This is a genomic window from Pelomonas sp. SE-A7 (genome assembly GCF_030345705.1).
GTDB lineage: Bacteria > Pseudomonadota > Gammaproteobacteria > Burkholderiales > Burkholderiaceae_C > JAUASW01.
In genome coordinates this window covers 1,588,793-1,611,156 of sequence record NZ_JAUASW010000001.1, presented here as the reverse complement: position 1 = coordinate 1,611,156, position 22,364 = coordinate 1,588,793, and the positions used below count along the sequence as shown (strand labels likewise).

23 protein-coding genes and 1 tRNA gene are annotated in these 22,364 nt (G+C 69.2%); 11 read left to right on the top strand and 13 right to left on the bottom strand.

The genetic code is table 11. The features are described 5' to 3' along the window. The first annotated feature begins 7 nt into the window (after positions 1-7). The 6 genes from QT382_RS07285 to QT382_RS07260 all read left to right on the top strand — a co-directional run bounded on the left by QT382_RS07285 (position 8) and on the right by QT382_RS07260 (position 4,568). The gene (locus QT382_RS07285) at positions 8-1,114 is read left to right on the top strand and encodes a transglutaminase-like domain-containing protein (RefSeq protein WP_289253368.1); all 1,107 of its coding nucleotides are present in this window, start codon (positions 8-10) and stop codon (positions 1,112-1,114) included. A gap of 18 nt (positions 1,115-1,132) precedes the next feature. Next, positions 1,133-3,055, top strand: a complete 1,923-nt coding sequence (gene selB / locus QT382_RS07280) for a selenocysteine-specific translation elongation factor (protein WP_289253367.1) — start codon at positions 1,133-1,135, stop codon at positions 3,053-3,055. A gap of 25 nt (positions 3,056-3,080) precedes the next feature. Continuing rightward, a tRNA-Sec gene (locus QT382_RS07275) sits at positions 3,081-3,176 on the top strand. Between the two features lie 15 nt (positions 3,177-3,191). Further along, positions 3,192-3,620, top strand: a complete 429-nt coding sequence (locus tag QT382_RS07270; RefSeq protein ID WP_289253366.1) for a glycine cleavage system protein H — start codon at positions 3,192-3,194, stop codon at positions 3,618-3,620. Beyond that, a complete protein-coding gene (locus QT382_RS07265) occupies positions 3,599-3,991 on the top strand; it encodes a DsrE family protein (protein WP_289253365.1) in 393 nt (130 codons plus the stop codon). Before QT382_RS07270 ends, QT382_RS07265 begins: the two co-directional genes overlap by 22 nt. Before the next feature lies 1 nt (position 3,992). Then, positions 3,993-4,568: a nitroreductase family protein gene (locus tag QT382_RS07260; RefSeq protein ID WP_289253364.1), complete on the top strand. Its 576-nt coding sequence runs from the start codon at positions 3,993-3,995 to the stop codon at positions 4,566-4,568. A gap of 15 nt (positions 4,569-4,583) precedes the next feature. Here the strand turns inward: QT382_RS07260 and QT382_RS07255 are convergent, their stop codons facing one another. The 11 genes from QT382_RS07255 to moaA form a co-directional block, all read right to left on the bottom strand. After that, positions 4,584-6,341: a M61 family metallopeptidase gene (locus QT382_RS07255; protein ID WP_289253363.1), complete on the bottom strand. Its 1,758-nt coding sequence runs from the start codon at positions 6,339-6,341 to the stop codon at positions 4,584-4,586. Positions 6,342-6,418: 77 nt separating this feature from the next. Further along, complete coding sequence (locus QT382_RS07250) at positions 6,419-6,718, bottom strand: antibiotic biosynthesis monooxygenase family protein (RefSeq protein WP_289253362.1); 300 nt, start codon at positions 6,716-6,718, stop codon at positions 6,419-6,421. A 91-nt stretch (positions 6,719-6,809) separates the two neighbouring features. After that, entirely contained in the window at positions 6,810-7,325 is a 516-nt protein-coding gene (locus QT382_RS07245; protein WP_289253361.1) for a GFA family protein, read from the bottom strand. A gap of 47 nt (positions 7,326-7,372) precedes the next feature. Continuing rightward, positions 7,373-7,933, bottom strand: a complete 561-nt coding sequence (locus tag QT382_RS07240; protein ID WP_289253360.1) for a YdeI/OmpD-associated family protein — start codon at positions 7,931-7,933, stop codon at positions 7,373-7,375. An 8-nt stretch (positions 7,934-7,941) separates the two neighbouring features. Next, complete coding sequence (locus QT382_RS07235) at positions 7,942-8,634, bottom strand: substrate-binding periplasmic protein (RefSeq protein WP_289253359.1); 693 nt, start codon at positions 8,632-8,634, stop codon at positions 7,942-7,944. Between the two features lie 14 nt (positions 8,635-8,648). After that, positions 8,649-9,668 carry a 2-dehydropantoate 2-reductase gene (locus QT382_RS07230; RefSeq protein ID WP_502929839.1) on the bottom strand — a complete coding sequence of 340 codons (1,020 nt, stop codon included), beginning with the start codon at positions 9,666-9,668 and terminating at the stop codon, positions 8,649-8,651. Beyond that, a complete protein-coding gene (locus QT382_RS07225; RefSeq protein ID WP_289253358.1) occupies positions 9,665-10,207 on the bottom strand; it encodes an Mpo1 family 2-hydroxy fatty acid dioxygenase in 543 nt (180 codons plus the stop codon). Before QT382_RS07225 ends, QT382_RS07230 begins: the two co-directional genes overlap by 4 nt. 125 nt (positions 10,208-10,332) lie before the next feature. After that, complete coding sequence (locus QT382_RS07220) at positions 10,333-11,127, bottom strand: substrate-binding periplasmic protein (RefSeq protein ID WP_289253357.1); 795 nt, start codon at positions 11,125-11,127, stop codon at positions 10,333-10,335. A gap of 2 nt (positions 11,128-11,129) precedes the next feature. After that, on the bottom strand, positions 11,130-12,416 hold the full coding sequence (gene moeA / locus QT382_RS07215; RefSeq protein ID WP_289253356.1) for a molybdopterin molybdotransferase MoeA: 1,287 nt from the start codon (positions 12,414-12,416) through the stop codon (positions 11,130-11,132). Then, complete coding sequence (locus QT382_RS07210) at positions 12,413-12,967, bottom strand: GNAT family N-acetyltransferase (protein ID WP_289253355.1); 555 nt, start codon at positions 12,965-12,967, stop codon at positions 12,413-12,415. The genes moeA and QT382_RS07210 overlap by 4 nt, the downstream gene beginning before the upstream one ends. Further along, positions 12,967-14,073: a GTP 3',8-cyclase MoaA gene (moaA, locus tag QT382_RS07205; protein ID WP_289253354.1), complete on the bottom strand. Its 1,107-nt coding sequence runs from the start codon at positions 14,071-14,073 to the stop codon at positions 12,967-12,969. The genes QT382_RS07210 and moaA overlap by 1 nt, the downstream gene beginning before the upstream one ends. Before the next feature lie 116 nt (positions 14,074-14,189). On the opposite strand from moaA, the gene QT382_RS07200 reads away from it, so the two are divergent. Further along, complete coding sequence (locus QT382_RS07200; protein WP_289253353.1) at positions 14,190-15,056, top strand: alpha/beta fold hydrolase; 867 nt, start codon at positions 14,190-14,192, stop codon at positions 15,054-15,056. 6 nt (positions 15,057-15,062) lie between these two features. Here the strand turns inward: QT382_RS07200 and QT382_RS07195 are convergent, their stop codons facing one another. Continuing rightward, positions 15,063-16,415, bottom strand: a complete 1,353-nt coding sequence (locus tag QT382_RS07195; RefSeq protein ID WP_289253352.1) for a M28 family metallopeptidase — start codon at positions 16,413-16,415, stop codon at positions 15,063-15,065. A 143-nt stretch (positions 16,416-16,558) separates the two neighbouring features. Here QT382_RS07195 and QT382_RS07190 point away from each other — a divergent pair, with 143 nt between their 5' ends. After that, positions 16,559-19,048, top strand: a complete 2,490-nt coding sequence (locus QT382_RS07190) for a diguanylate cyclase (RefSeq protein ID WP_289253351.1) — start codon at positions 16,559-16,561, stop codon at positions 19,046-19,048. Positions 19,049-19,057: 9 nt separating this feature from the next. On the opposite strand, the gene QT382_RS07185 is transcribed toward QT382_RS07190, so the two are convergent. After that, complete coding sequence (locus QT382_RS07185) at positions 19,058-19,660, bottom strand: phenylacetic acid degradation protein PaaY (RefSeq protein WP_289253350.1); 603 nt, start codon at positions 19,658-19,660, stop codon at positions 19,058-19,060. Positions 19,661-19,793: 133 nt separating this feature from the next. Here QT382_RS07185 and QT382_RS07180 point away from each other — a divergent pair, with 133 nt between their 5' ends. Genes QT382_RS07180 through paaK form a run of 3 tightly spaced genes read left to right on the top strand, consistent with a single transcriptional unit; the run spans position 19,794 to position 22,353 of the window. Continuing rightward, entirely contained in the window at positions 19,794-20,603 is an 810-nt protein-coding gene (locus tag QT382_RS07180; RefSeq protein WP_289253349.1) for an enoyl-CoA hydratase-related protein, read from the top strand. Positions 20,604-20,605: 2 nt separating this feature from the next. Then, positions 20,606-21,040 carry a hydroxyphenylacetyl-CoA thioesterase PaaI gene (gene paaI, locus QT382_RS07175; protein WP_289253348.1) on the top strand — a complete coding sequence of 145 codons (435 nt, stop codon included), beginning with the start codon at positions 20,606-20,608 and terminating at the stop codon, positions 21,038-21,040. A 5-nt stretch (positions 21,041-21,045) separates the two neighbouring features. Further along, positions 21,046-22,353 carry a phenylacetate--CoA ligase PaaK gene (paaK, locus tag QT382_RS07170; RefSeq protein ID WP_289253347.1) on the top strand — a complete coding sequence of 436 codons (1,308 nt, stop codon included), beginning with the start codon at positions 21,046-21,048 and terminating at the stop codon, positions 22,351-22,353. Positions 22,354-22,364: the final 11 nt, after the last annotated feature.

The window sequence follows — 22,364 nt, the reverse complement described above, 5'->3', positions numbered from 1 at the left end:
TGTGAGCATGTCTATGCAACGCAGAACCCTGATCGCGGGCGCCAGCGCCGCGGCGCTGCTGGCCCCGTGGCAGATGAGCTGGGCCCAGGAGCGCCGCTTCGCCCCGCAGCCCAGTCCGGGTTGGCGGGCCTTCGAGCTGACCCTGACCGTCAGCGTGGCCGACCCGCAGGGCACGAGCAAGCTCTGGCTGCCGCTGCCCGACCTGGAGACCGACTTCCAGCGCACGCTGGGACACAGCTGGACCGGCAATGCCGGCGTGGCCCGGGTCGTGGCCGACCCGGCCCGCGACACGCGCATGCTCTACGCCGAGTTCTCCGAGCTGGTCAAAGACCCCACGCTCAGCGTCACGACGCGGCTGCAGACCCGCAACCGCTTCGTCGACTGGGGCCAGCGCCGCAGCGTCAGCGAGGACCCCGAGGTGCTGCGCGCGGCGCTGGCGGCCACCGAGTTGCTGCCGCTGGACGGCATAGTCCGCAAGACCGCGCTGGAGATCACGCGCCACGCAAAGTCGGACCTCGACAAGGCCCGCGCCATCTACGACTGGGTGGTGAGCAATGCCCACCGCGAACCCAAGGTGCGCGGCTGCGGCGTAGGCGACATCAAGGCCATGCTGGAGACCGGCAACCTGGGCGGCAAATGCGCCGACCTGAATGCGATCTTCGTCGGCCTGAACCGTGCGGTCGGCGTGCCGGCCCGCGACATCTACGGCCTGCGCGTGGCGCCTTCGGCCTTCGGCTACAAGGAACTGGGCGCCAACTCGGCAGCGCTCAAGGGAGCCCAGCATTGCCGGGCCGAGGTCTTCCTGAAGCAGCATGGCTGGGTGGCCATGGACCCGGCCGACGTACTCAAGGTCGCGCGTCAGGAAACCACGGACTGGATCAAGGACCGCCGCCATCCGGTGGTCGCGCCGGTGGACAAGGCCTTGTTCGGCAGCTGGGAGGGCAACTGGGTCGGCTACAACCGCGCCCATGACCTGATGCTGCCCGGCAGCGCCGGCAAGGCCTCGCTGCCCTTCCTGATGTACCCGCAGGGCGAGAACCGCAGCGGCCGCTTCGACGAGCTGGCGCCGGACAACTTCAAGTACGTGATTTCCGCAAAGGAAGTCCAGGCTTGAAGCCATGATCGGCGGCCAATGATTGTCGGAACTGCAGGTCATATCGACCACGGCAAGACCACGCTGGTGAGGGCGCTCACCGGCGTGGACACCGACCGCCTGCCCGAGGAGAAGAAGCGCGGCATCAGCATCGAGCTCGGCTATGCCTTTCTAGCTGCGCCGGATGGCTCGCGCATTGGCTTCATCGACGTGCCCGGCCATGAGCGCCTGGTCCACACCATGCTGGCCGGCGCCACCGGCATCGACTACGCACTGCTGCTGGTTGCTGCCGACGACGGCGTGATGCCGCAGACCCGCGAGCACCTGGCGGTGCTGAGCCTGCTGGGCCTGGCGCGCGGCGCCGTCGTGATCACCAAATGCGACCGGGCCGATGCCACGCGCATCGCCACGCTGCGGCTGGAGATTGCCGAGCTGCTGGCTGGCACGCCGCTGGCCTCGGCCCCGGTGATCGAGGTCGCCGCGACGGCAGGGCAGGGCATTGCGGAGCTTCGCCAGCTGCTGTTCGATGCCGCGGCCCAGCCTGGCCAGCGAGCTGACGATGGCCGGGCCTTTCGCCTGGCCATAGACCGCGCCTTCAGCCTCAATGGCGTCGGCACGGTCGTGACCGGGACCATCCACTCGGGCTCGGTCCGCATCGGCGATGAACTGCTGCTGACGCCGAATCTGCGCGTCCACAAGCCGCTGCGTGTGCGCAGCCTGCATGCGCAGAATGCGGCGGTCGAGCAGGCCGGCGCGGGCCAGCGCTGCGCGGTCGCCCTGGTCGGCCTGGCCAAGGACGAGGTGACCCGCGGCCAGTGGCTGGTCGCGCCCTCGGTGGCCTTGTCCACGAGCCGGCTCGATGCGCGGCTGCAGCTCTGGCCGGCCGAGGCCCGGGCGCTGAAGTCGGGCGCCTCGGTCCATGTGCACCTGGGCGCCAAGGCCGTCACCGGCACGGTGGCCGTGCTCGATGCCGAGCAGCTGGAGCCGGGCGGCCAGGCCCTCGTCCAGTTGCTCTTGCATGAGCCTGTCGGCGCCTGGCGCGGTGACCGCGTGGTGCTGCGCGACGCCAGTGCCAGCCGCACGTTGGCCGGGGGCGTGGTGCTGGATCCGTTTGCACCGACCCGCTACCGGCGCACGACCGAGCGCCTGGCCGAGTTGCGGGCGCTGGAGCTGGTGACGCCAGAGCAGAGACTGACGGCCCTGCTGGATGCTGCGCCGTTGGGCCTGGATCTCGGTCGCTTCGCCGCGGCCGAGGGCGTGGCCGAGCTGCGAGCGCCGTGCGGTGCCTTGCTGGCTCATGAGGGTGAGCAGCGTTGGGCCTGGGCCGGGCCGGCAGCAGACGCTCTGGTGCAGCGCCTGATGCAATTGCTGGCCGATTACCACCAGCGCCAGCCCGAGGAACTGGGCCCGGATGCCGGCCGACTGCGCCGCCTGGTCGCGCCGCGCCTGGCCGAGCCCTTGTGGCGTGCGCTGCTGGCGCGCGAACGGTCGGCTGGTCGCCTGGCGCTGCGCGGCGCCTTCGTCCATTTGCCGGCGCATGGCGTGCAGCTCTCCAGCAGCGAGCAGCGCATCGCGCAGAAGGTTGCGCCGCGCCTGGCCGAGGCCGGCTTCGAAGGCTGCTGGGCCCGCGACCTGGCCCGTGACTGCGGCGAGAGCGAGGCGCTGATGCGCACCGTGCTGGCGCGCCTGGCCCAGCAGGGCGAACTGCACCAGGTGGTGAAAGACCTGTTCTATGCGCCGGTCCAGATGCATAAGCTGGCAGCCATTGCCCGTGGCATTGCCGCGGCCGAGCAGGGCCAGGTGCTGGCGGCCGGCTTTCGCGACGGCACGGGCCTGGGCCGCAAGCGGGCGATCCAGATCCTGGAATATTTCGACCGGGTGGGCCTGTTGCGCCGGGTCGGTGATCTGCACAAGCTGAGGCTGGACTCGCGGCTGTTCATGGCCGAGGAGCAGGCCGCCTGATGATCTGTATTGCAAGGAGTTCCATGGAGGAGAGACGACACCGGTGTGTCGGCCGGGCTTCAAACCCGGTGGGTGGCGCCATGCGTCGCCGGGCAGGTTCGACTCCTGTTCTCTTCCGCCAATCGAGGTGCCGGGTATGTTGACCGCCGGTGCCACGCTGCCTGAGCATCTGTGGGTGCTGGTCGAGCACCAGACCTGGGCCGAGCTGGGGCCCGACGGCACGGCGCGGGTCGGCATCACGGCCCTGGGCCTGAAGGCCTCGGGCGAGCTCTACATGTGCCGACCCAAGCCGGTGGGCCAGGAGCTGGAGCAGGGGCGGTCCATGGCGGTGGTCGAGCTGGCCAAGTCCATCGTCTCGGTCAAGTCGCCGCTGTCGGGCCGGGTGCTGCGCATCAATGAGCGCCTGGCCGAACAGCCCGAACTGGTGTTCCGCGATCCCTATGGCGAGGGCTGGCTGCTGGAGCTCCAGCCCACGCGCTGGGACGAGGACCAGGCGGCCCTGGTCAAGGCCTCGGAGTCAATGGCTGCGATGGAGCATTACGCATGGCTGAACCAGCTGCGGTGACCGGCCTGGCCCTCTTGCTCTGGCAGGTCGACCCGCATGACCAGGCACGCCTGACCACGCCCTTCTTCCATGCCGCCGCGGCCGCGGCCATGGACCTGCAGGTCGAGATCTTCTTCAGCGCCCGTTCGGTGCTGTTGCTCAAGCCCGGCGTGGCCGCATCGCTGCGGGCTTCGCAGCAGCATGACAAGACCGTGCTGCAGGCCATGCAGGAGGCCGTGGCCCAGGGCGCCAAGCTGCTGGCCTGCAGCGATGCGCTGGCCGCGCAAGGCCTGTCGCGCGAAGGCCTGATCCCCGAATGCTCGGGCCATGGGGGCGCCGTACAGTTCATGGACCGCCTCGCCGATCCGGCTTGGCGCTGCCTGGTTTTCTGAGATGACGACGAACGACGACGCCCTGTCCGCCCTGTTGAGCCGCTATTCGGTCGGCCCCAAGCACCTGGTCGAACCCGGCCCCAGCGATCAGCAATTGGCCCTGATGGTCGAAGCCGCGCTGCGCGCGCCGGACCATGGCGAGCTGCTGCCCTACCGTTTCAAGGCCGTGCGTGGCGAAGCACGCCAGCGCATGGCCGAGCTGTTCGCCGCCGCCGCACGCGCCGCCGGCAAGGACGAGGCCGGCGCAGCACTGGACGCTGAGCGGGCGTTGCGGCCGCCGGTCAGCGTGGCCGTGGTCGCGCGGCTGGACATGGGCCACCCCCAGGTGCCGGTGCATGAGCAATGGGCGGCAATTGGCGGGGCGCTCGCCAATTTCCTTAACGCCGCACACTTGCTGGGTTATGCAGGCAAGATGCTCAGCGGCGCCAAGGTGCGCGATCCGGCCGTCGTGGCGGCATTCTGCGAGCCGGGCGAAATCCTGCTGGGCTGGATCGCCTTGGGAACGCCTTCGCGCCGGCCCTCGGGGCCTTCGCGCAAGAGCGGGGTCGAGACGGCGCTGCAGATCTGGCCCGGCTGAGCGGGCCTCAGAGTCTCAGCGGCGTAGCCAGGTCTGGCAGGCGGCGTCGGTGGCGGCGCCGGGCCGCACCGTCAGCGTCGGCAGGCGGTCGGTGCTGCCGTCCACCGGCAGGTACTTGATCTCGCGGTCACCGGCCTCAGTCTTGACCTTGATCTCGATGGGCTTGGCGACTTCGTTGCCGAAGATGGACCAGCCCTTGAGCTCCATGCCGTCGCGCAGCCCGGCCTTGTGGGCGGGGCCGTCGACGATCACGCCCTGGACCTTGTAGGCGCCCGAAGTCAGCGAGGCCATGTCGAAGCCCGGCACCCAGCGCGGCACCTCGTCCCAGCGCAGGGCGAAGCAGGGGCCGGCCAGGCCTTCGTCCAGCTCGAAGCTGCGACCCTCGACCACATGGGCCTGCACCTGTTCGCGCGGCCGCGGGCCCAGCGCCGCCGTCAGCGCCTTCAGCACGCGCTCATGGGCAGGCTCGGCACCGCGAGCCTGCTGCTCCGGCAACATCAGGCCGCGCAGCAAGGCATCCAGGCCGGTCGGGTCCTTGGCGCGCAGCTCGCGGTCCCAGCCCATGGCCAGGATCTCGCCACGCGAATACATCTGGCGGCCGGCATCGCGGTCGCTGAAGAAGCGCGGCGCAATGCTCTCGGCCGTGGCATTGCGGGCCGGCGAGCGCCAGTGGCCGCGCAGCGCGCGGGTCAGCAGCTCGGCATAGCGGTCCAGCGTCCACAGGCCGCCGGCCAGCAGCAATCGGTGGGTGTAGTAGTCGGTCAGCCCCTCGGACAGCCAGTAGTGGCGAGCAGCCGCCTCCGGCGTGTTGCCGTCGTGGCCGCCCAGGCGGTGGGGCAGCCACTGGTGCAGGTTCTCGTGGCCGATCAGGAAATCGAAGCTGTCGTTGTTCGGCCCGAAGTCGCTGCTGACATGCAGCACGGCCGCCTGGTGGACCAGGGTGCCGCCGTTGTTGCCGCGGCTGTTGTTGGGTGTGCGCACCACGCTTTGGCGCGGCGAGCTGGCATCGCCCCAGAAGCGCCGGTGCGCATCCAGCAGCCGGGCGACCTGGTCGGCGAAGGCCGCATCGCCCAGCGACTGCGGGCCACGGCTCGCGGTGACCACCGGGCCGCTGGCGAGCTGCCGCTCGACCACGCGCCATCCGGGGCCGCCGGCATAGAAGGCATGGCGGAGCAGGGCATGCGTGCCTTGCAGGGAGGCCTCTGCCTGAGCCTGGACCTTGCCGTCGAAATGGCTGCCCAGCAGCGGCCCCGTCAGGTTTGAGCGCTGGACCAGGCTCAGGCACATGCGGCCGGCGCGCTTGTCGTCCCAGGCCTCGACGCTGGGCAGCACGCCGTAGCCGAAGAACTGGAACCAGTCGGCGCCTATCTGGGTGCGGTAGAGCTGGTCCTGGTTCTGGGTCTTGCCATCGTCCGGGTCGGCCAGGGCGGCGCGCACCTGGTAGCCGACCCTGACCTGGCCCTCGGGGCCATGCTCGACCTTCCAGCGGTGAATGTCCTCGCCGGGCAGCAGCTTCACACCCGCGGCCTGGTCGCCCGCCGGGCTCAGCGAGGCGCCAAAGTCCTTGATGCCGGCCCAGCCGTTCGACAGCCGCAGCCAGCTCTCGCGCCGGCCTTCGGCCGCGAAGCTCAGTTCCACGTCCAGCCGGCGGGGCTGGGTGTCGTAGCGGGGCGTGACCCGGTAGTGCAGGTCGCAGGCGGCTTCTTCGGCCCGGGCAGCGCCCGCGAGCAGGAGCAGGCAGGCGGCGGCGGAGAGGATTTGGGGGCGTGACATGGCCCGGCATGCTAGCCGCGCCGCCGGGCCATACGAAAAGATTGCGGGCCCGGTCGGGGACCCGTGGCTTCAAAGAGTCAGGGTTTCAGGTCCAGCACCACCTCGCCCGAGACCGGATCGGTCACGCCCAGGCCGTTGCCCAGGTCTTCCAGCTCAGCGCGGAAGCTGTCCAGCAGGCTGATCATCTGGCTGCGGGCGGCGGCCAGGCTGGCGAAGTCGTCCCATTCACCGACCAGGCAGAAGTCGCGCTCGCCGGTCTGCACCATGCTGCCGCGGCGGAAGCCCTTGAAGGTCGGGTCGGCCTTGCGATGGGCATCGAGGAAGGCCTGCTGCCGGCCCGGCTTGACGCGGAAGCGAACGATGTTGAAAGCGCTCATGGATCACTCCTCGTGGTGCGGCGTCCGAAGGGGCGCCGTCAGGCGGTAGTCGCGCTGCCGTAGAAGTTCTTACTCGCAGGCAGCATTGCCTTCAAGCGACGTTGCCGGTCTTGCTGGCGCGCCAGGCGTCAATGGCAGGTCTGAGTGTCGCGTAGCGGGCCAGGCTCTCGGCCGGCCAATGATGCTCGCGCCTGTAGAACTCGTCCAGCAGGGGCTTGGCGTCGGACAGCTTGAGCCAGGGCTGCTTGGTCTTGGTGAAGATGTGGATGTCGGGTGGGCAGCGGTCGGGTTCGTCCAGCGTGCCCACGCGTACAAAGGCCATCAGCGGGCCGGCGCCGCCATAGTGGCTGTAGAGCGCGACCCGGCAGTGTGGGCAACGGGCGATCTGCTGGCCGGCGCCGCTGGCCGAGGGCGTGTCCACCAGCTCCGGTGCCTCGCCCAGCAGCTGCAGCCGCTCGGTCTCGATCATCGCGTTCAGCGCAAAGGCCGAGCCGCTTTCGCGCTGGCACCAGCGGCAATGGCAGCAGTGGACGAACAACGGCGCCACGAGGAGCCGGTAACGGACGCGGCGGCAGTCACAACCGCCTTCGAAGCTCTCTTCGGCCATGCAGGTCTCCTGCAGATGCGAGCGGCCATCCTACGCTCGCGGAGGGCTCAGAGCCGACGCCTCTGGGCACAGGCTTCGACCAGCTTGGCGAAGCGGCGTTCGCGGGTCTTGGCCTGCTTGGCGCTGCTCAGCCACCACAGCATGCGCTGGCGGTGGCTGGGCGGCAGTTTCTCGAAGAAGGCCCAGGCCGGCTTGTCGCGCCTGAACTGCCTGAGCTCGGCTGCCGTGAAGTCGCCATGCTCCTCCTGTTCGAACGCATAGACGCGCGAGCGTCGCTCGATGCGGCGGGCAAAGGCGGCTTCGCCGGCGAGCCTCATCCGGCCTTCGTTGCGCAGCACCTCGACCCGAGCGATGTTGACCGCGCTCCAGATCGAACCGGGCTTGCGCGGCGTGAAGCGGATCTTGTAGTGCTCCTCGTCTATGCGGTGGCGCACGCCGTCTATCCAGCCCACGCACAAGGCCTCGTCCACCGACTCCGGCCAGCTGAGCCCCGAGCGGCCAGTGCCGCGCTTGACGAAGCCCACCGTCACCTCGGTGGCCTGGTCGGCATGCTCGGCCAGCCAGTCGCGCCAGGCGGCGGGCGAGGGGAAGAAGATCGGCTCGGCCACGACGAGCCTCAGGGCTTGACCGTGGAGAAGGCACCTTCGCGGATCATGGTGGCCAGCGCCTGGCGTAGCACGGCCATGGTGTCGCGCGAGAGCTGCAGGTGGCAGGCGACGTAGGTCTCGATCAGGCCGAAGCGCAAGACCACGCGCGGATGCGGCTCGGGCAGGTGTTGCAATTCCTTGGCGACCACATAGCCGTTGGCGGCCCAGAGGTCGATGCGCCTGGCCATCAGCTTGCGCACATTGGTGGCGTCGTCGGCCACTTCTTCCAGATGCATGCCCGAGGCCTGCAGCTGCCGCGCGGCGACCGAGTTGCGGATCACGCCCAGGGTCATCTCGCGGGCCTCGGCCAAGCTCGCCAGCTTGCGGTTGTCGTCCGGCCGGGCGACCAGCACCAGCTCGGCCCGCGAGATCGGTCCGGCCCATTGGTACTGCGCTTCGCGCTCGGGCGAGCGGCCCAGGCCGACGAAGCAGGTGCCGGGGCGAGTGGCCGTGTCCAGCAGGGCGCGCGGCGCTATGGTCCATTCGAAGCGGGGCTCGTCCAACCCGGCCAGCTGGGCCATGCGCCGCATGCGGTCTATGCCGGGGCCGCTGAAGCCGCTGCTCGCGTCCTTGATGAAGACGCCGGGCGTCTCGGCCACCAGCAGGATCAGCGGCTCGGCCGCCTGGCAGGACAGGATGCCCAGCCAGGCCAGCAGGAGCATTGCGATGGGGCGTATCACCTCAGCCCCAGGGCCTGGACCAGCTCGTCGGGACCATAAGGCCGGCCCCGCTGCGGCTGCTGGCGTACCAGCTCGCAGACGCGGGTGTTCAGCGGCGCCGCGCAGCCATGGCGTTCGGCCAGGCGCACCACCTCGCCGCAGAGCGCGTCGATCTCCGTGGGTCGCCCGAGCAGCAGGTCGTCGGCCATGCTGGAGCGGGCCTTGGCGTCGATCTGCAGCATGCGCTTGGCCAGGCGCTGGAACAGCCAGGTCGGCAGGCGCAGCAGCAGGGGTACGCGCTGCGGCGGCAGAGCGGCCAGCTGGGCGGGCGCTATGCCGGCGGCCTTTAGGGCCTGCAGCGCCTCCTGCTGCAGCGCGGCCAGGCAGCGGCGGTAGCCGCGTTGCAGGAGCTGCTCGCGCAGCGGCTTGCCGGACAGCGCATTGACCGGGTTGTTCAGGTTCAGGAGCAGCTTGCCCCACTGCACGCCGCGAAGATCGGGCAGCAGCTTGAAGCCCACGCCCTGGGCCGAGAAGGCGGCCCGCAGCGGTTCGAGGGCGGCATGCTGTTCGGCCATCAGGGCGCCGGCCGTGCCGCGATGGAAATGTCCGGCGCCGAGCTCGGCGATGTTGAACGGCACCATGCCTGCGAGCCATTGCAGGCCCGGGGCGGCGGCCCTTCCACGCTCGGCATTGCCGATGCCGTTCTGCATGCTGACCACGGGCGTGCCCGCCGGCAGGGCGGCGGCCAGTTCAGCGGCGGCGGTTTCGGTAGCGCCGCTCTTGACGCAGAGCAGGACCAGGCTCGGCTCGATGCCTGCCGGAATCGACTCATGGATCTGCAGTTCGCGCGCCGGCACACGCAGGTCGCGGCCATTCAGATCGCTGAGCCTAAGGCCCTGTTCGCGCAACGCGGCGGTGATGCGGGGGCGGCCCACGAAGACCACGCCCAGGCCCTGGGCCGCCAGCAGGCCGCCCAGGTAGCAGCCGACCGAGCCGGCGCCCATCACGAGCACCGGCCCCGGGGTGGGGGCGCTCACGTGGCCGGGTGGGCCAGGTCGCGCAGATGCGTGGGGCCGACGCGGCGCTCGATCTCGGCCAGCAGCTCGCGGCCCCAGCCCAGGGCGAACAGCCATTCGCCGACCACGAACATCGGGCCGACCAGCAGGCCGACCATGTCGTCCACGAAGGCCGGCTTGCGGCCTTCGTAGTAGTGGCCGACGAACTGGATCACCCAGCCGACGATGAAGCTGCCCAGGCCCCAGGCCAGCCAGGCCGCCACCGAGCCCTCGGCCAGTGGCGTGGCCAGCGCCATCAGCAAGGCATTGACGGCCACCGTGGCCAGGCCCAGCGTGAACTCTCCGCGGGTCAGGTACCAGAGCGCGCTGACAGCGCACAGGGCCCAGGCGCCGTTCAGCGCGATGCCGCCGATCGAGAACTGGAGGCGGGCCAGCAGCACGCCGATGGCGAACACGATCAGCGGGATGCCGACGAAATGGGTGGCGATGTTGCGACGGTCGCGGTGGTAGGCCGCGTATTGGGTCATCAGCTCAAGGGCGGGGCGGAAGGGGCTGGCCATGGGAGTCTCCTTCGAAGCTTTGTGGACTGCTTGTCTGCAATGTTCGGATGCTAGTTCAGCAGCTTGATGCCTCGCTGTCAAAAAACCGACAAGGGCGCCGCGGGAAACCCTGAGGCGGGCGCTGCTCAGCGGCCGGCGGGCACCGGCGAAGGCCCGTTCAGCGCGCGCTTCTCCCACTTGAGCTGCAGGCGGCCCAGCTCGCCGCTCTGCTGCAACTGCTCGAAGCCGCGGTCAAAGGCTTCCATGGCCGCCCGCGTCTGCTTGTGCCTGGGATTGAAGGCCACATAGCCGGGATAGCTGCCGAAATCGCAGAGCAGCCGCAGCGGGGTCTTCACCCGGGCCTCGTGCAGCAGGTAGTCGATGCGCTTGACCTCGTCCGTGGTCAGCAGGGCGCCCTCGACCCGGCCGGCCGCCAGCATCCTCAGCCCGGTGGCTTCAGACATCACGACCTGGGGTTTGAGCCGTCCCGTGGCGAGCAGGCGGTTGATCTGCTCGGTGTACTCATAGCCATGGGTGCTGGCCACCCGCATCGGCTTTTCGATCGGATCGCAGCTGGCCTTGGGCGCGCCGGCTTCCACGTAGAGCTGGTGGCGGGGCGCGATCACCGGGTTGCGCGGGAACAGCAGCTTGCCGGCCAGCTCGGCGTCCTGGCTGGTCGTGAAGCAACCCGCCAGCTCGCCGCGCAAGGCCATGACCTTGCAGCGGGCATAGGGCAGGACTTCCAGCTTCAGCTTCCAGCCCTGGCTGGCGTAGATGGTCCTGACCAGCTCGTTGACGTAGCCGCTGCCGTCGGCGAAGGACCAGGGTGCGGCATCGTCCTCGGCACCCAGCACCAGCTCGGGGATGGCGTTCTCGCCGCGGGCCGCGCCCAGGGCGATGCCCAGCAGCAAGGGCAGCAGCAGGCGAAGCGGCCGCCTCATCCTCACATCAGGGCCTCGAAGGGCAGCACGTCCAGCAGCTCGCCGGCCGCCACGTCGCCCTGTTCGTGGGCCAGCAGGATCAGGCCATTGGCGCGGCTCATGCTGGAAAGGATGCCCGAGCCCTGTTCGCCCGTGGTCCGGACCTGCCAGCCACCGTCCGCGGAGCGGCTGACGATGCCGCGCTGGTATTCGGTGCGGCCGGGCTTCTTGCGAAGGGCCTGCAGGCTGGTGGCGCGCAGCAGAGGCAGCGGTTCGACCTGGGCGCCGGCCAGGCGCAAGAGCGCTTCGCGGACCAGGGCATAGAAGGTCACCATCACCGCCACCGGATTGCCCGGCAGGCCGAACAGCAGGGCCTGGCTGCCGTCCGGCCGCGGCAGGCGGCCCACGGCGGCCGGCCGGCCGGGCCGCATGGCCAGCTTCCAGAACGTCATGTCGCCCAGCTCGGCCAGCACCTGCTTGGTGTGGTCGGCTTCGCCGACGCTGACCCCGCCCGAGCTGATCAGCACCTGTGCCTGTTCGGCGCCCGCGCGAATGGCCGCGCGCAGCGCCTCGGGTCTGTCGGGCACCAGACCCAGGTCGATCGGCTCCACACAGCCCAGCCGCTGGAGCAGGGCGATCAGCGTGTAGCGGTTGCTGTCGTAGATCTGTCCGGGCTGCAGCAACTGGCCCGGCGCTGCCAGCTCGTTGCCGGTGGACAGCAGGGCCACCTTGAGCCGCGGAAACACGCGAGCCTGGACCTGGCCCAGCGAGGCAAGCAGGCCTACGTCGGGTGGCCTCAGCAGCCGGCCGGCGGCCAGCGCGACCTGGCCTCGGGCCAGATCCTCGCCGGCCCGGCGGCGGTTGGCCCCGGGCCTGATCAGGCCGGGGGCGATATGGACGTGGCCATCTTCGACGCGGACCATTTCCTGCGGCACGACGGTGTCCAGCCCGGCCGGCATGGCGGCGCCGGTCATGATGCGCTGGCAACTGCCTGGCGGCACGGCGTCTGCCGCCTTTGAGCCGGCCAGGCTGGTGCCGGCCATGCGAAGCCGCGTCTCGCGGCCCTCGGCCAATTCGCTGCCGCGCAGCGCATAGCCATCCATCGCCGAGTTGTCCTGCGGCGGCACGTCGAAGGGACAGACGAGGTCTTCGGCCAGCACCCGGCCCAGCAATTGCTGCAGCGGCAGGGTCTCAAGCTCGCCGCCAGGTCCGGCCGGCAGCAGCCGCGCGATGAACTCGCGCGCCTGGTCCAGGTGCAGGGCCTCGGGGTCGTAGCCGGCCAGTTGCTGGGCGATCTCGTGCAGGCTCACGGCTGCTGCCGCAGGACGCGGCTCATCTGGTCCTTGGTCACGTAGCGGCCGTCGCCGAGCTTGATTGCCCGCTCCAGACGTCCGTAGCGGCGGAATCCGCAGCGCTCGTAAAGGGCGACCGCCGAGCTGTTGCTGGCGCTGACGCTGAGCGTGACCATCTCGAGCGCCGGTTCGGCCTCCAGCATCTGCAGCGCCTGCTCCAGCAGCGCGCGGCCCAGGCCCATGCCCTGCATCTCGGGCGAAACCATCATGCCGACGATATGGGCGATGTGGCGCACCTTGGCCCGGGGGTCGAATTCGGCACTGATGGCCCCCACCATGTGCTCGCCCAGCCAGGCGGTCAGCGTGAACAGGTTGTGGCCGCCGGCCACCAGGCCCAGGCGGCTCCGGTAGCTCTCGGCGCTGCGCGAGCGTTCGCTTTCGGCATCGGAGGTGAAGGCCTCCTCGAAGCGCTCCAGCATGCTGTCGCGCAGCTGCTTGTATTGCCGCAGGTCATCCTCGCGCATCACGCGCAGCAGGCAGGACAGGCGATCCGGTGCGGGCTTGCTCATCAGCCTCCGATGTAATGCATCTCGACCTTGCGGGCTTCGCCACCGAAGGCCACGCCGCTGGCGCGCAGCTGCGAATAGCGGTCGTGTCGGCCGCGCCAGATTGCTGCCAGCGTGCCGGCGATCCGGCCATCGTCGGCGCCGCCCCGCATGAGACTGCGCAGGTCATGGCCGGCATGGGCGAACAGGCAGAGGTAGAGCCGGCCCTCGGTGGACAGCCGGGCGCGGTTGCAGTCGCCGCAGAAGGCCTGGGTGACGCTGGAGATCAGCCCGATCTCGCCACCGCCGTCGGCATGGCCCCAACGCTCGGCAGTCTCGCCCGGCGCGCTGGGTTCCAGCGGCTCCAGCTGGAACTCGTGCTGCAGCCGGGCCAGCAGCTCGCGAGAAGGCAGCACCTCGTCCATGCGCCAGCCATTGGTGGCACCCACGTCCATGTATTCGATGAAACGCAGCGCGATGCCGGTGCCGTGGAAATGCCGGGCCATGGGCAGGACCTCGTGGTCGTTGAGGCCGCGCTTGACCACCATGTTGACCTTGATGGGCGCCAGGCCCGCGGCCTTGGCCACCTCGATGCCGTTCAGCACCTCGGCTACCGGGAACCCGACGTCGTTCATGCGCTGGAAGATGGCGTCATCCAGCGCGTCCAGGCTGACCGTGATGCGCTGCAGGCCGGCATCCTTGAGCGCACGGGCCTTGCGGGCCAGCAGCGAGCCATTGGTGGTCAGCGTCAGGTCGAGCAGCTGACCCTCGGGCGTGCGCAGGGTGGCCAGCATCTCGACCAGGCGTTCGATGTTCTTGCGCAGCAGCGGCTCGCCGCCGGTCAGGCGTATCTTCTGCACGCCCTGGGCGACGAAGACGCGGGCCAGCCGCGTGATCTCCTCGAAGCTCAGCAGCTCGGCATGCGGCAGGAAGTGGTGCTGGGCATCGAACACTTCCTTGGGCATGCAGTAGCTGCAGCGAAAGTTGCAGCGGTCGGTGACCGAGATGCGCAGGTCGCGCAGCGGCCGGCCGAGCGCATCCAGCAACAGCCCGCTGTCCGCGGCCACCGGGGCCGGCAAGGGCAGGGCGGGCTGACGCTGATCGACCAGGGGGATGACGCGTTCGGACATGGTGCCGATTGTGCCCTCGAGCCGGCCCCGTCGATCCGAACCGGGCCATCGGTCCCAGGCCTTGACTCCGGCAGCGCGATACTGAGCGGACTTTGAAGAAAGGCGAGGGGATGGCAATGAGGGGGTGGAAACGGTGGACCGGACCGCTGGCGGCCTGCCTGGTGCTGATCGTCGGCCCGGCGGCTGCAGCCGAGGTTCAGCAGGGCGGGCCAAGAGCCCGCATCGGTGGACACGAGCTGTCCTGGGAGTGCCGAGGCACCGGAGCCACGACCGTGCTGCTGGTCGAGGGCATGGGGCTGGACGCGCGGGCGACCTTCCGGAATACCTTCCGCAACTTCGAGGCCGACGGCGTGCAGGTGTGCCTGTATGACCGCGCCGGGGTTGGCAGCAGCAGCCCCTTGCAGCAGGCCCGGCCGCTGAAGGCCTTGAGCGACGAGCTGGTCGCGCTGGCAGCGGACCGGCAGTGGGGTCAGCTGGTGCTGGTCGCCCACTCGTTCGGCGGCCTGGTGGCGCGCTCGGTCGCGCTCGATCATCCCGGCCTGGTGCGTGGCATCGTCTTCGTCGACGCGGTCCACGAGTCCTGGCTCGACGGCCTGCGTCAGGCCCTGAGTCCGACCGGTTGGCGCACGATGGAATCCATCATCCGCTGGGAGAAGGATCAGCATTCCCATGAGGACTTCGTCGAGGCGGTGCAGTCGCTGACGGCCCGCCGCAAGCCGCTGACCTTGCCGGTCACCGTGCTCAGCCGTGGCTTGCCCCACACGCAGATCCGCCAGGCCCGGATGAGCTATGCCGACGTCGATGCCTACAACGCGACCTGGGATGTGGCCCAGGCACGGCTGGCCCAGGAGTCGAGCGACATGCGGCAGGTGCGAATGCGCCATGCCTCGCATCTCTTCGACGAGCAGGATCCCTGGCTCGTCATCGACGAGATCAAGGCCCTGCTGAAGCGCGTCGAGCCACGGCGCACTGAAGGGCGCTGAGCCTCGTCACCGGGTCGGCTTGCCGCCCGGCTTCCAGGCCGGCACGTAGTCGCTGTTGGCCAGCCAGCGGGCCGGTTCGATCAGCGACTGGATGGCCGCGGTCATGAAGGGAATGTCCAGGTGGGCGATGTCGTCGCTGGCCTGGTGGTAGGTCGGGTTGGTGGCCCAGCCCGAGACCGTGTGGGCCACGATGCCCATCAGGGCCAGCTGGTAGTTGTCGGAGCGCTGGAAGAAATTCTGCTCCGGGTAGGGATCGGCCGTGATCTGGAAGCCGCGGGCCTTGAGGGTCTCGCCGAAGTCCGAGCGCTCGAAGCCGGTCATCATCAGCGTGCGCGGCGGCAGCTTGGGGTCCTGGGCGCCGATCATCTCGAACTCCAGGTTGGCCACGATGTCCTTGAGCGGGATCGGCGGGTTCTCGGCGAAGTAGCGCGCGCCGTAGAGGCCGATTTCCTCGGCGCCGTAGCAGACGAAGAGGATGGAGCGCTTTGGCTGCGTGCCGGCCGCGAAGGCGCGGGCCAGCTCCAGCACGGCGGTCACGCCCGAGGCGTTGTCGTTGGCGCCGTACATGATGGTCCCGTCGGGGCGCATGCCCAGGTGGTCCAGGTGGGCCGAGAACAGCAGCACGCCGGCCTTGGGATCGCTGCCCTGCAGAAAGCCGATGGCATTGGTGGTGACGACCTTGTCCTCGACCACCGGTGGCGGCTCCAGCTGCACGCTCTGGCCGGCGGAACTGGCCAGGCGCTCGAACAGCGGGCCGGGCACGGCCAGCACCGTGGTGCGAGTCCGGCCGCCGCTGTCTCGCAGCAGGCGCGGCTGGCCGCCCATCTGGGCGAACAGCCGCTTGACCTCGTCGCTCTCGCGCAGGATCAGCAGCTTGACGCCCTGGCGGCTGGCCGCCGAATACCAGCCCATGGTCGGGGCCGGGCCCTTGACCAGCACGACTTCATCATTGCCGAGGGCCTTGGGATCCTCGGAAGCGGCGACGACCAGCTTGCCGGCCACCGGCTGGCCGTTGGAGGTGATCAGGGTCAGGCCCTGGGCCTCGGTCGAGCCGGCGAACGTCAGCTTGGCATTGCCTTCCAGGCGCGGCTGCGGAATCACGGCGGTCTGCAGGTAACCGCCCTTCATGCCGGGCACGGGCTTGATGCCGAAGCTCTCGAACTGCGAGGCCACGTAGACCGCGGCAATGGTCTCGTCGCGGCTGGCGCTCTTGCGGCCCTGCAGGGCGTCCGAGGCCAGGAAGTTCTCATGGGCGCTGACCCATTGCTGCTTGACCGTCCATGGCGCGGAGGTCTGGGCCGAGGCGGCTAGGCTCAGTGCCGTCAGGCCGAGGAGGCTCCAATGTCGAAGAAATCGCACAGTCCGTCCCTTCATCATCAACTGCTGGTTGGATCGAGGTCGCGGATTATGGGCGCAGCAGCGCACGAGGGAGTTTCCCAAGGGCGCATGCCGCAGGGTCGCTGCTAGCATCGCTCGCGAGAGAGGCGGCACGGGAGGTGCTGTTGAGATTCGTTCGACCCCCTGGCATCAGCGAGCGCTGGTTTCGGCGCCTGGTGGTGGCTTTCGTGGTGCTGGCTGGTGTCCTGGCGACGCTGTCGGTGACCCTGCATCTGCGTTCCCTGGAGCAGGAGAGCGCGGCCAATGACGCCCAGGTGGATGCGGGCGAGATCGCGCGCGGCATTCAGCGCCGTGTCAATGCGCATGGCGAAGTCCTCTACGGGCTGGCGGGCCTGTTCAATACCGGACTGAGCATCGATCGCGAGGCGTTTCGTCGCTACGTGGAGCGCTGGCAGCCCAGACAGCGACTGCCGGGCTTTCAGGCCATCCAGTACGTGCGCGCGATCCGGGCCGGCGAGCGCCAGGCCTTTGTCGCCGAGCAGCGGGCGGACCGCAGCCTGCCGCCCGAGCTGGCGGCGCGCTTCGACATCCGGCCGCCCGGCGATGACGAGGCCTATGCAATCCAGTACACCGAACCCATTGCCGGCAATGAGGCGGCCTTGGGCCTGGACCTGCGCTCGCGCCCCAGCCACCGGTCGACCATGGAGCACGCCCGTGACCAGGCTCGGCTGCTGGCAACCGAGCGCGTGGCGCTGGTTCAGGATCCCAGTGGCGCGCCGGCGTTTGTGATGCGCCTGCCGGTCTATCGCCACGGTCCGGTACCGGCGGACGTGGCCGGACGGCGTGCAGCCTTGCAGGGCTTTGTGGCCGTCGTCTACAGGGTCGGCGACCTGGTGGAAGGGCTGCTCGATGCCACGGTGACCGAACGGGTTCGCATCGTGGTCCACGACGCCGGCCTGGACGACGAACGCAGCATGGACTGGCTGCCGGCGCCGGCCAATCTGATGTACGACAGCGATCCGGCAGCCGGCAACCCCGCTCGCGCGCTGGAGGAGCCGCGGATGATTCGGCGCGTGGTCGACGTCGGCGGGCGGAGCTGGTTCGTCTACATCGTTCCGCGCGCCAAGGCCTACCAGGGAGAAATGACTGCCGTGGTCGTCGCCGGCGGCGGCGGAGCCCTGGTCACCATGCTGACCGCTGTGCTGGCCGCGGCCTGGCTGGCATCCCGCGACAACGCCAAGCGGCTTGGGCGTTTGACCCAGGAGCAGCAGGCCGTCTTCGACAACGCGCTGAGCGGCATCGTCCATGTGCGTGGCCGACTGCTGCATCGATGCAATGAGAAATTCGCCGCCATCCTGGGCTACAAGGCGCACGAACTGGCAGACCGGCCGTCGGAGCAGCTGTTCGAGTCGGCGGCTGCGCAGCAGCGCTTCATGGCCGAGGCGCGCGAGCGGCACCAGAACGAGCAGGCGCTGGAATTCGAACTTGCCCTGAGGGCCAAGACGGGAGCGCTGGTCTGCTGCTCCATCCATGGGCGCATGCTGGGCAATGGTGATTCTCGCGACTCGATCTGGGTCATAGACGACCTGACCGAGCAGCGCGCCAACGCGGCTCGCGTGGCCGAACAGAACCTGGCCATCGCCCATGCCAACGCCGAGCTGCAGGCCAACCTGGACCGCCTGCTGCTGCAGCAGCGGCATGTGGAGCTGCTGGCGCGGATGAGCAACACGCTGCAGGTGTGCCAGTCGGCGCAGGAGGTGGCCCAGGTGGCCTCCACCGACTGTGCCGAACTGTTCGAGGGACTGGGCGGATCGCTCTACCTGCTGGACGCTGAATCAGGCCAGCTGAGTCTTGCACGACAGTGGGGCGGCGCTGCTGCGGGGCCGACCGAGGTGTCCGCGCAGGATTGCTGGGCCTTGCGCCGTTCGCGTCCGTACTGGAGTGCGGCCGGAGGCCTGCGCTGCCGCCATGTCGGTTGTGACGCGCCGTACGCCTGCCTGCCTCTGACGGCCATGAACGAGTTGCTGGGCTTGCTGTGCTTGCAGGCACCTGCCGGCGTCGAGCTGCCCTCGGAACAAGGCCTCGCGAGCGCCACCGCCGAGCAACTGGCGCTGACCTTGGCCAATGTGCGCATGCGAGAGCGCCTGCGCGACCAGGCGGTAAGAGACAAGCTGACCGGCCTCTTCAATCGACGCTATCTCGACGAGAGCCTGCAACGTGAGCTGGCCCGGGCCCGCCGCCTGAAGCGCGCGCTGGCCGTGATCCTGATCGACGTCGACCATTTCAAGAGCTTCAACGATCAGCACGGACACGAGTTTGGTGACCAGGTGCTGGCTGCCGTCGGCCGCTGCATGGCCAGGCAGACGCGCGCGTCCGACCTGGCCTGCCGCTATGGGGGCGAGGAGTTCGTCCTGCTGATGCCCGAGGCCGACCTGTCGGCTGCGCAGCAGCGGGCAGAAGCGCTGCGCGTGGCCATGGAGGCGCTGGTGTTGCAGGGGCCAGGCAAGGGCCGGCTTCAGGTCACGGCCTCGTTCGGCGTGGCTGTCTTCAAGGGCGAGGACCAGGGGGCCGCCGAACTGCTCGCGCGGGCCGATGCCGCGCTCTACAGGGCCAAGCACGAAGGGCGCAATCGAGTCTGCTGGGACCCGGCCTGAAGCCGGGTTTCAACGCTTGGTGGCCACCAGGGGCTTGAGCTCCTTGGCGATCTGCAGCCGCGGCCGGTCGGCCTCGGGCTCGGCCAGCGGCTGGACCTCGGTCAGCGAGGCGTGGCAGCGCCGGGTCAGCTGCTGGTAGGTCTGGGTGCCGGCCAGCTTCCAGCCGATCTCTTCCTCGCTCAGCTCGCGAACCAGCTTGGCCGGCACGCCCGCGATCAGCGAGCGCTCGGGCAGCTTGAGTCCGGCCCGCACGAAGGCGCTGGCGGCGACGATTGAATACGCGCCGACCTCGGCCTCGTCCATCACCACGGCATTCATGCCGACCAGGGCATCGTGCCGCACCACGCAGCCGTGCAGCACGGCGCCATGGCCTATGTGGCCGTTGGTCTCGACCACGGTCTCGGATTCGGGGAAGCCATGGATCACGCAGCAGTCCTGTACGTTGCCGCCCTCGTGGATGACGATGCGGCCGAAGTCGCCGCGCAGCGAGGCGCAGGGGCCTATGTAGACGCCGGGGCCGACGATGACGTCGCCTATCAGCACGGCGGTCGGATGCACGTGGCTGCTGGGATGGACGACCGGCGTCACGCCGTCGATGGCATAGCAGGGCATTGCGAATTCCTCGGGTTTCTACGGGGGTGTGGCGACGCGCTTCGCACTTGCGCCAGGTCAAGTCGGACCTTACGATCTACCGACCGGTCGGTCAAGAGTGTTGATCGGCCGCAAGACTTCTTCCGGAGACTCCATGTCTGAACCTGGTTCGGCAAGCGCCTTGATGATCCGTGACGAGGGCGCCGTGCGCCTGATCACGCTGAACCGGCCGGCGGCACTGAATGCCTTCACTGCCGCCATGCTGGCCGAACTGCGCCAGGCCCTGGCCGATGCCGCCGAAGACGCGGGCGTGAAGGCCGTGCTGATCACCGGCGAGGGCCGGGCGTTCTCGGCCGGCCAGGACCTGGCCGATCCCATGGTGGCACCGGATCCCACCGGCAAGCCCAGGGACATCTCGCGCCAGCTCGACGAGTACTACATCCCGCTGGCCCTGCAGCTGCGCGCCATGCCGATTCCTACGGTCGCCGCGGTCAATGGCGTGGCCGCCGGGGCCGGTGCCAACCTGGCCCTGGGCTGCGACATCGTGCTGGCCGGCGAGGGCGCCAGCTTCATCCAGGCCTTCGCCAAGATCGGCCTGATCCCGGACTGCGGCGGCACCTGGCTGCTGCCGCGACTGGTCGGCCGCGCGAAGGCATTGCAGCTGGCCCTGCTGGGCGACAAGCTCAAGGCCGCCGAGGCCGTCAGCCTGGGCCTGATCGCCCGCGCCGTGCCCGATGCCGAGCTGATGAGCGAGGCCCTGGCGACGGCCCAGAAGCTGGCTGCCATGCCCAGCCGTGCTCTGGCCGAGACCCGCCGCCTGATCGACCAGGCGATGACCCTCGACTTCGAGGACGCGCTGCGGGTCGAGGCCCTGACGCAAGGCGAGCTGGGCTTTGCCCACGACTACAGCGAGGGCGTGCGCGCCTTCATGGAAAAGCGCGCTCCTGAATTCAAGGACCGTTGAACATGGATGCACAGCAAATCGCCGAGCGCGTCCGCGACGCCATGTTCGCCAACGACCGGGCCAGCAAGGGCCTGGGCATGGAGATCGTCGCCATCTCGCCGGGTGCTGCCACGCTGACCATGACGGTGCGCGAGGACATGCTCAACGGCCTGGACATCTGCCACGGCGGCCTGATCACCACGCTGGCCGATTCGGCCTTTGCCTTCGCCTGCAATGCCTACAACGAGATGACCGTGGCCTCGGGCTTCGACGTCAGCATCGTGGCGCCGGGCAGGCTGGGCGACGTGCTCACCGCCAAGGCCGAGGAAGTGCAGCTGTCCGGCCGCACCGGCGTCTACGACATCCGCGTGCGCAACCAGCGCGACGAATTGATAGCCCTGTTCCGCGGCCGGTCCTACCGGTTGAAGGGCAAACCCGTGGTCCGCATCGAGGAGTAAGAACGATGCCCGTGAAGCACCCCGCGCCAGGCGACCTGGAGCCGATCGAGAAGGCCAGCAAGGACGAGTTGCAGGCCCTGCAGCTGCAGCGCCTTCGCTGGACGCTGCAGCATGCCTACGACAACGTGCCGCACTACCAGGCGGCCTTCGATGCCAAGGGTGTCCATCCGGCCGACCTGAAGTCGCTTGCGGACCTGGCCAAGTTTCCTTTCACGACCAAGAAGGACCTGCGCGATAACTACCCGTTCGGCATGTTCGCCGTGCCGCGCGAGAAGGTGGCCCGCATCCACGCCAGCTCTGGAACGACCGGCAAGCCCACCGTGGTGGGCTACACCCAGTCCGACATCGACACCTGGGCCCACCTGGTGGCCCGCTCGATCCGCGCCTCGGGCGGCCGGCCCGGCGACATCGTCCACGTGGCCTATGGCTACGGCCTGTTCACCGGCGGACTGGGCGCGCATTACGGCGCCGAGCGCGCTGGCTGCACCGTCATCCCCATGTCGGGCGGCCAGACCGAGAAGCAGGTGCAGCTGATCCAGGACTTCAGGCCCGACATCATCATGGTCACGCCCAGCTACATGCAGGTGATCATCGAAGAGTTCGAGCGCCAGGGCCTGGACCCGCGCCAGATGTCGGTCAAGGTCGGCATCTTCGGCGCCGAGCCCTGGACCGAGGCCATGCGCCGCGAGATCGAGGCCAAGGCCGGCATCGACGCGGTGGACATCTACGGCCTCTCCGAAGTGATGGGCCCGGGCGTGGCCAACGAGTGCATAGAGTCCAAGGACGGACCGGTGATCTGGGAGGACCATTTCTATCCCGAGATCATCGACCCCGAGACCGGCGTCGTGCTGCCCGACGGGGCCGAAGGCGAGCTGGTCTTCACCTCGCTGAGCAAGCAGGCCCTGCCCATCATCCGCTACCGCACCCGCGACCTGACCCGCCTGCTGCCGCCCACGTCGCGCAGCATGCGCCGCATGGGCAAGATCGTCGGCCGCAGCGACGACATGCTGATCATCCGCGGCGTCAACCTGTTCCCGACGCAGATCGAGGAGCTGGTGCTGGCGGAATCGCAGCTGTCGGGCCAGTACCAGATCGTGGTCAGCCGCGATGGCAATCTGGATGAAGTGGAAGTGCGCTGCGAGCTGCAGCCCGCCGCCGCGGGTGCCGATGTCGGCGCGGTGGCCAAGTCGCTGCAGCACCGCATCAAGACCTTGATCGGCGTCAGCACCAAGGTGGTGGTCGGTGCGCCAGACTCGATCGAGCGGACGCTCGTCGGCAAGGCCCGGCGTGTGATCGACAAGAGACCCAAGTAAGGAGTACGGAC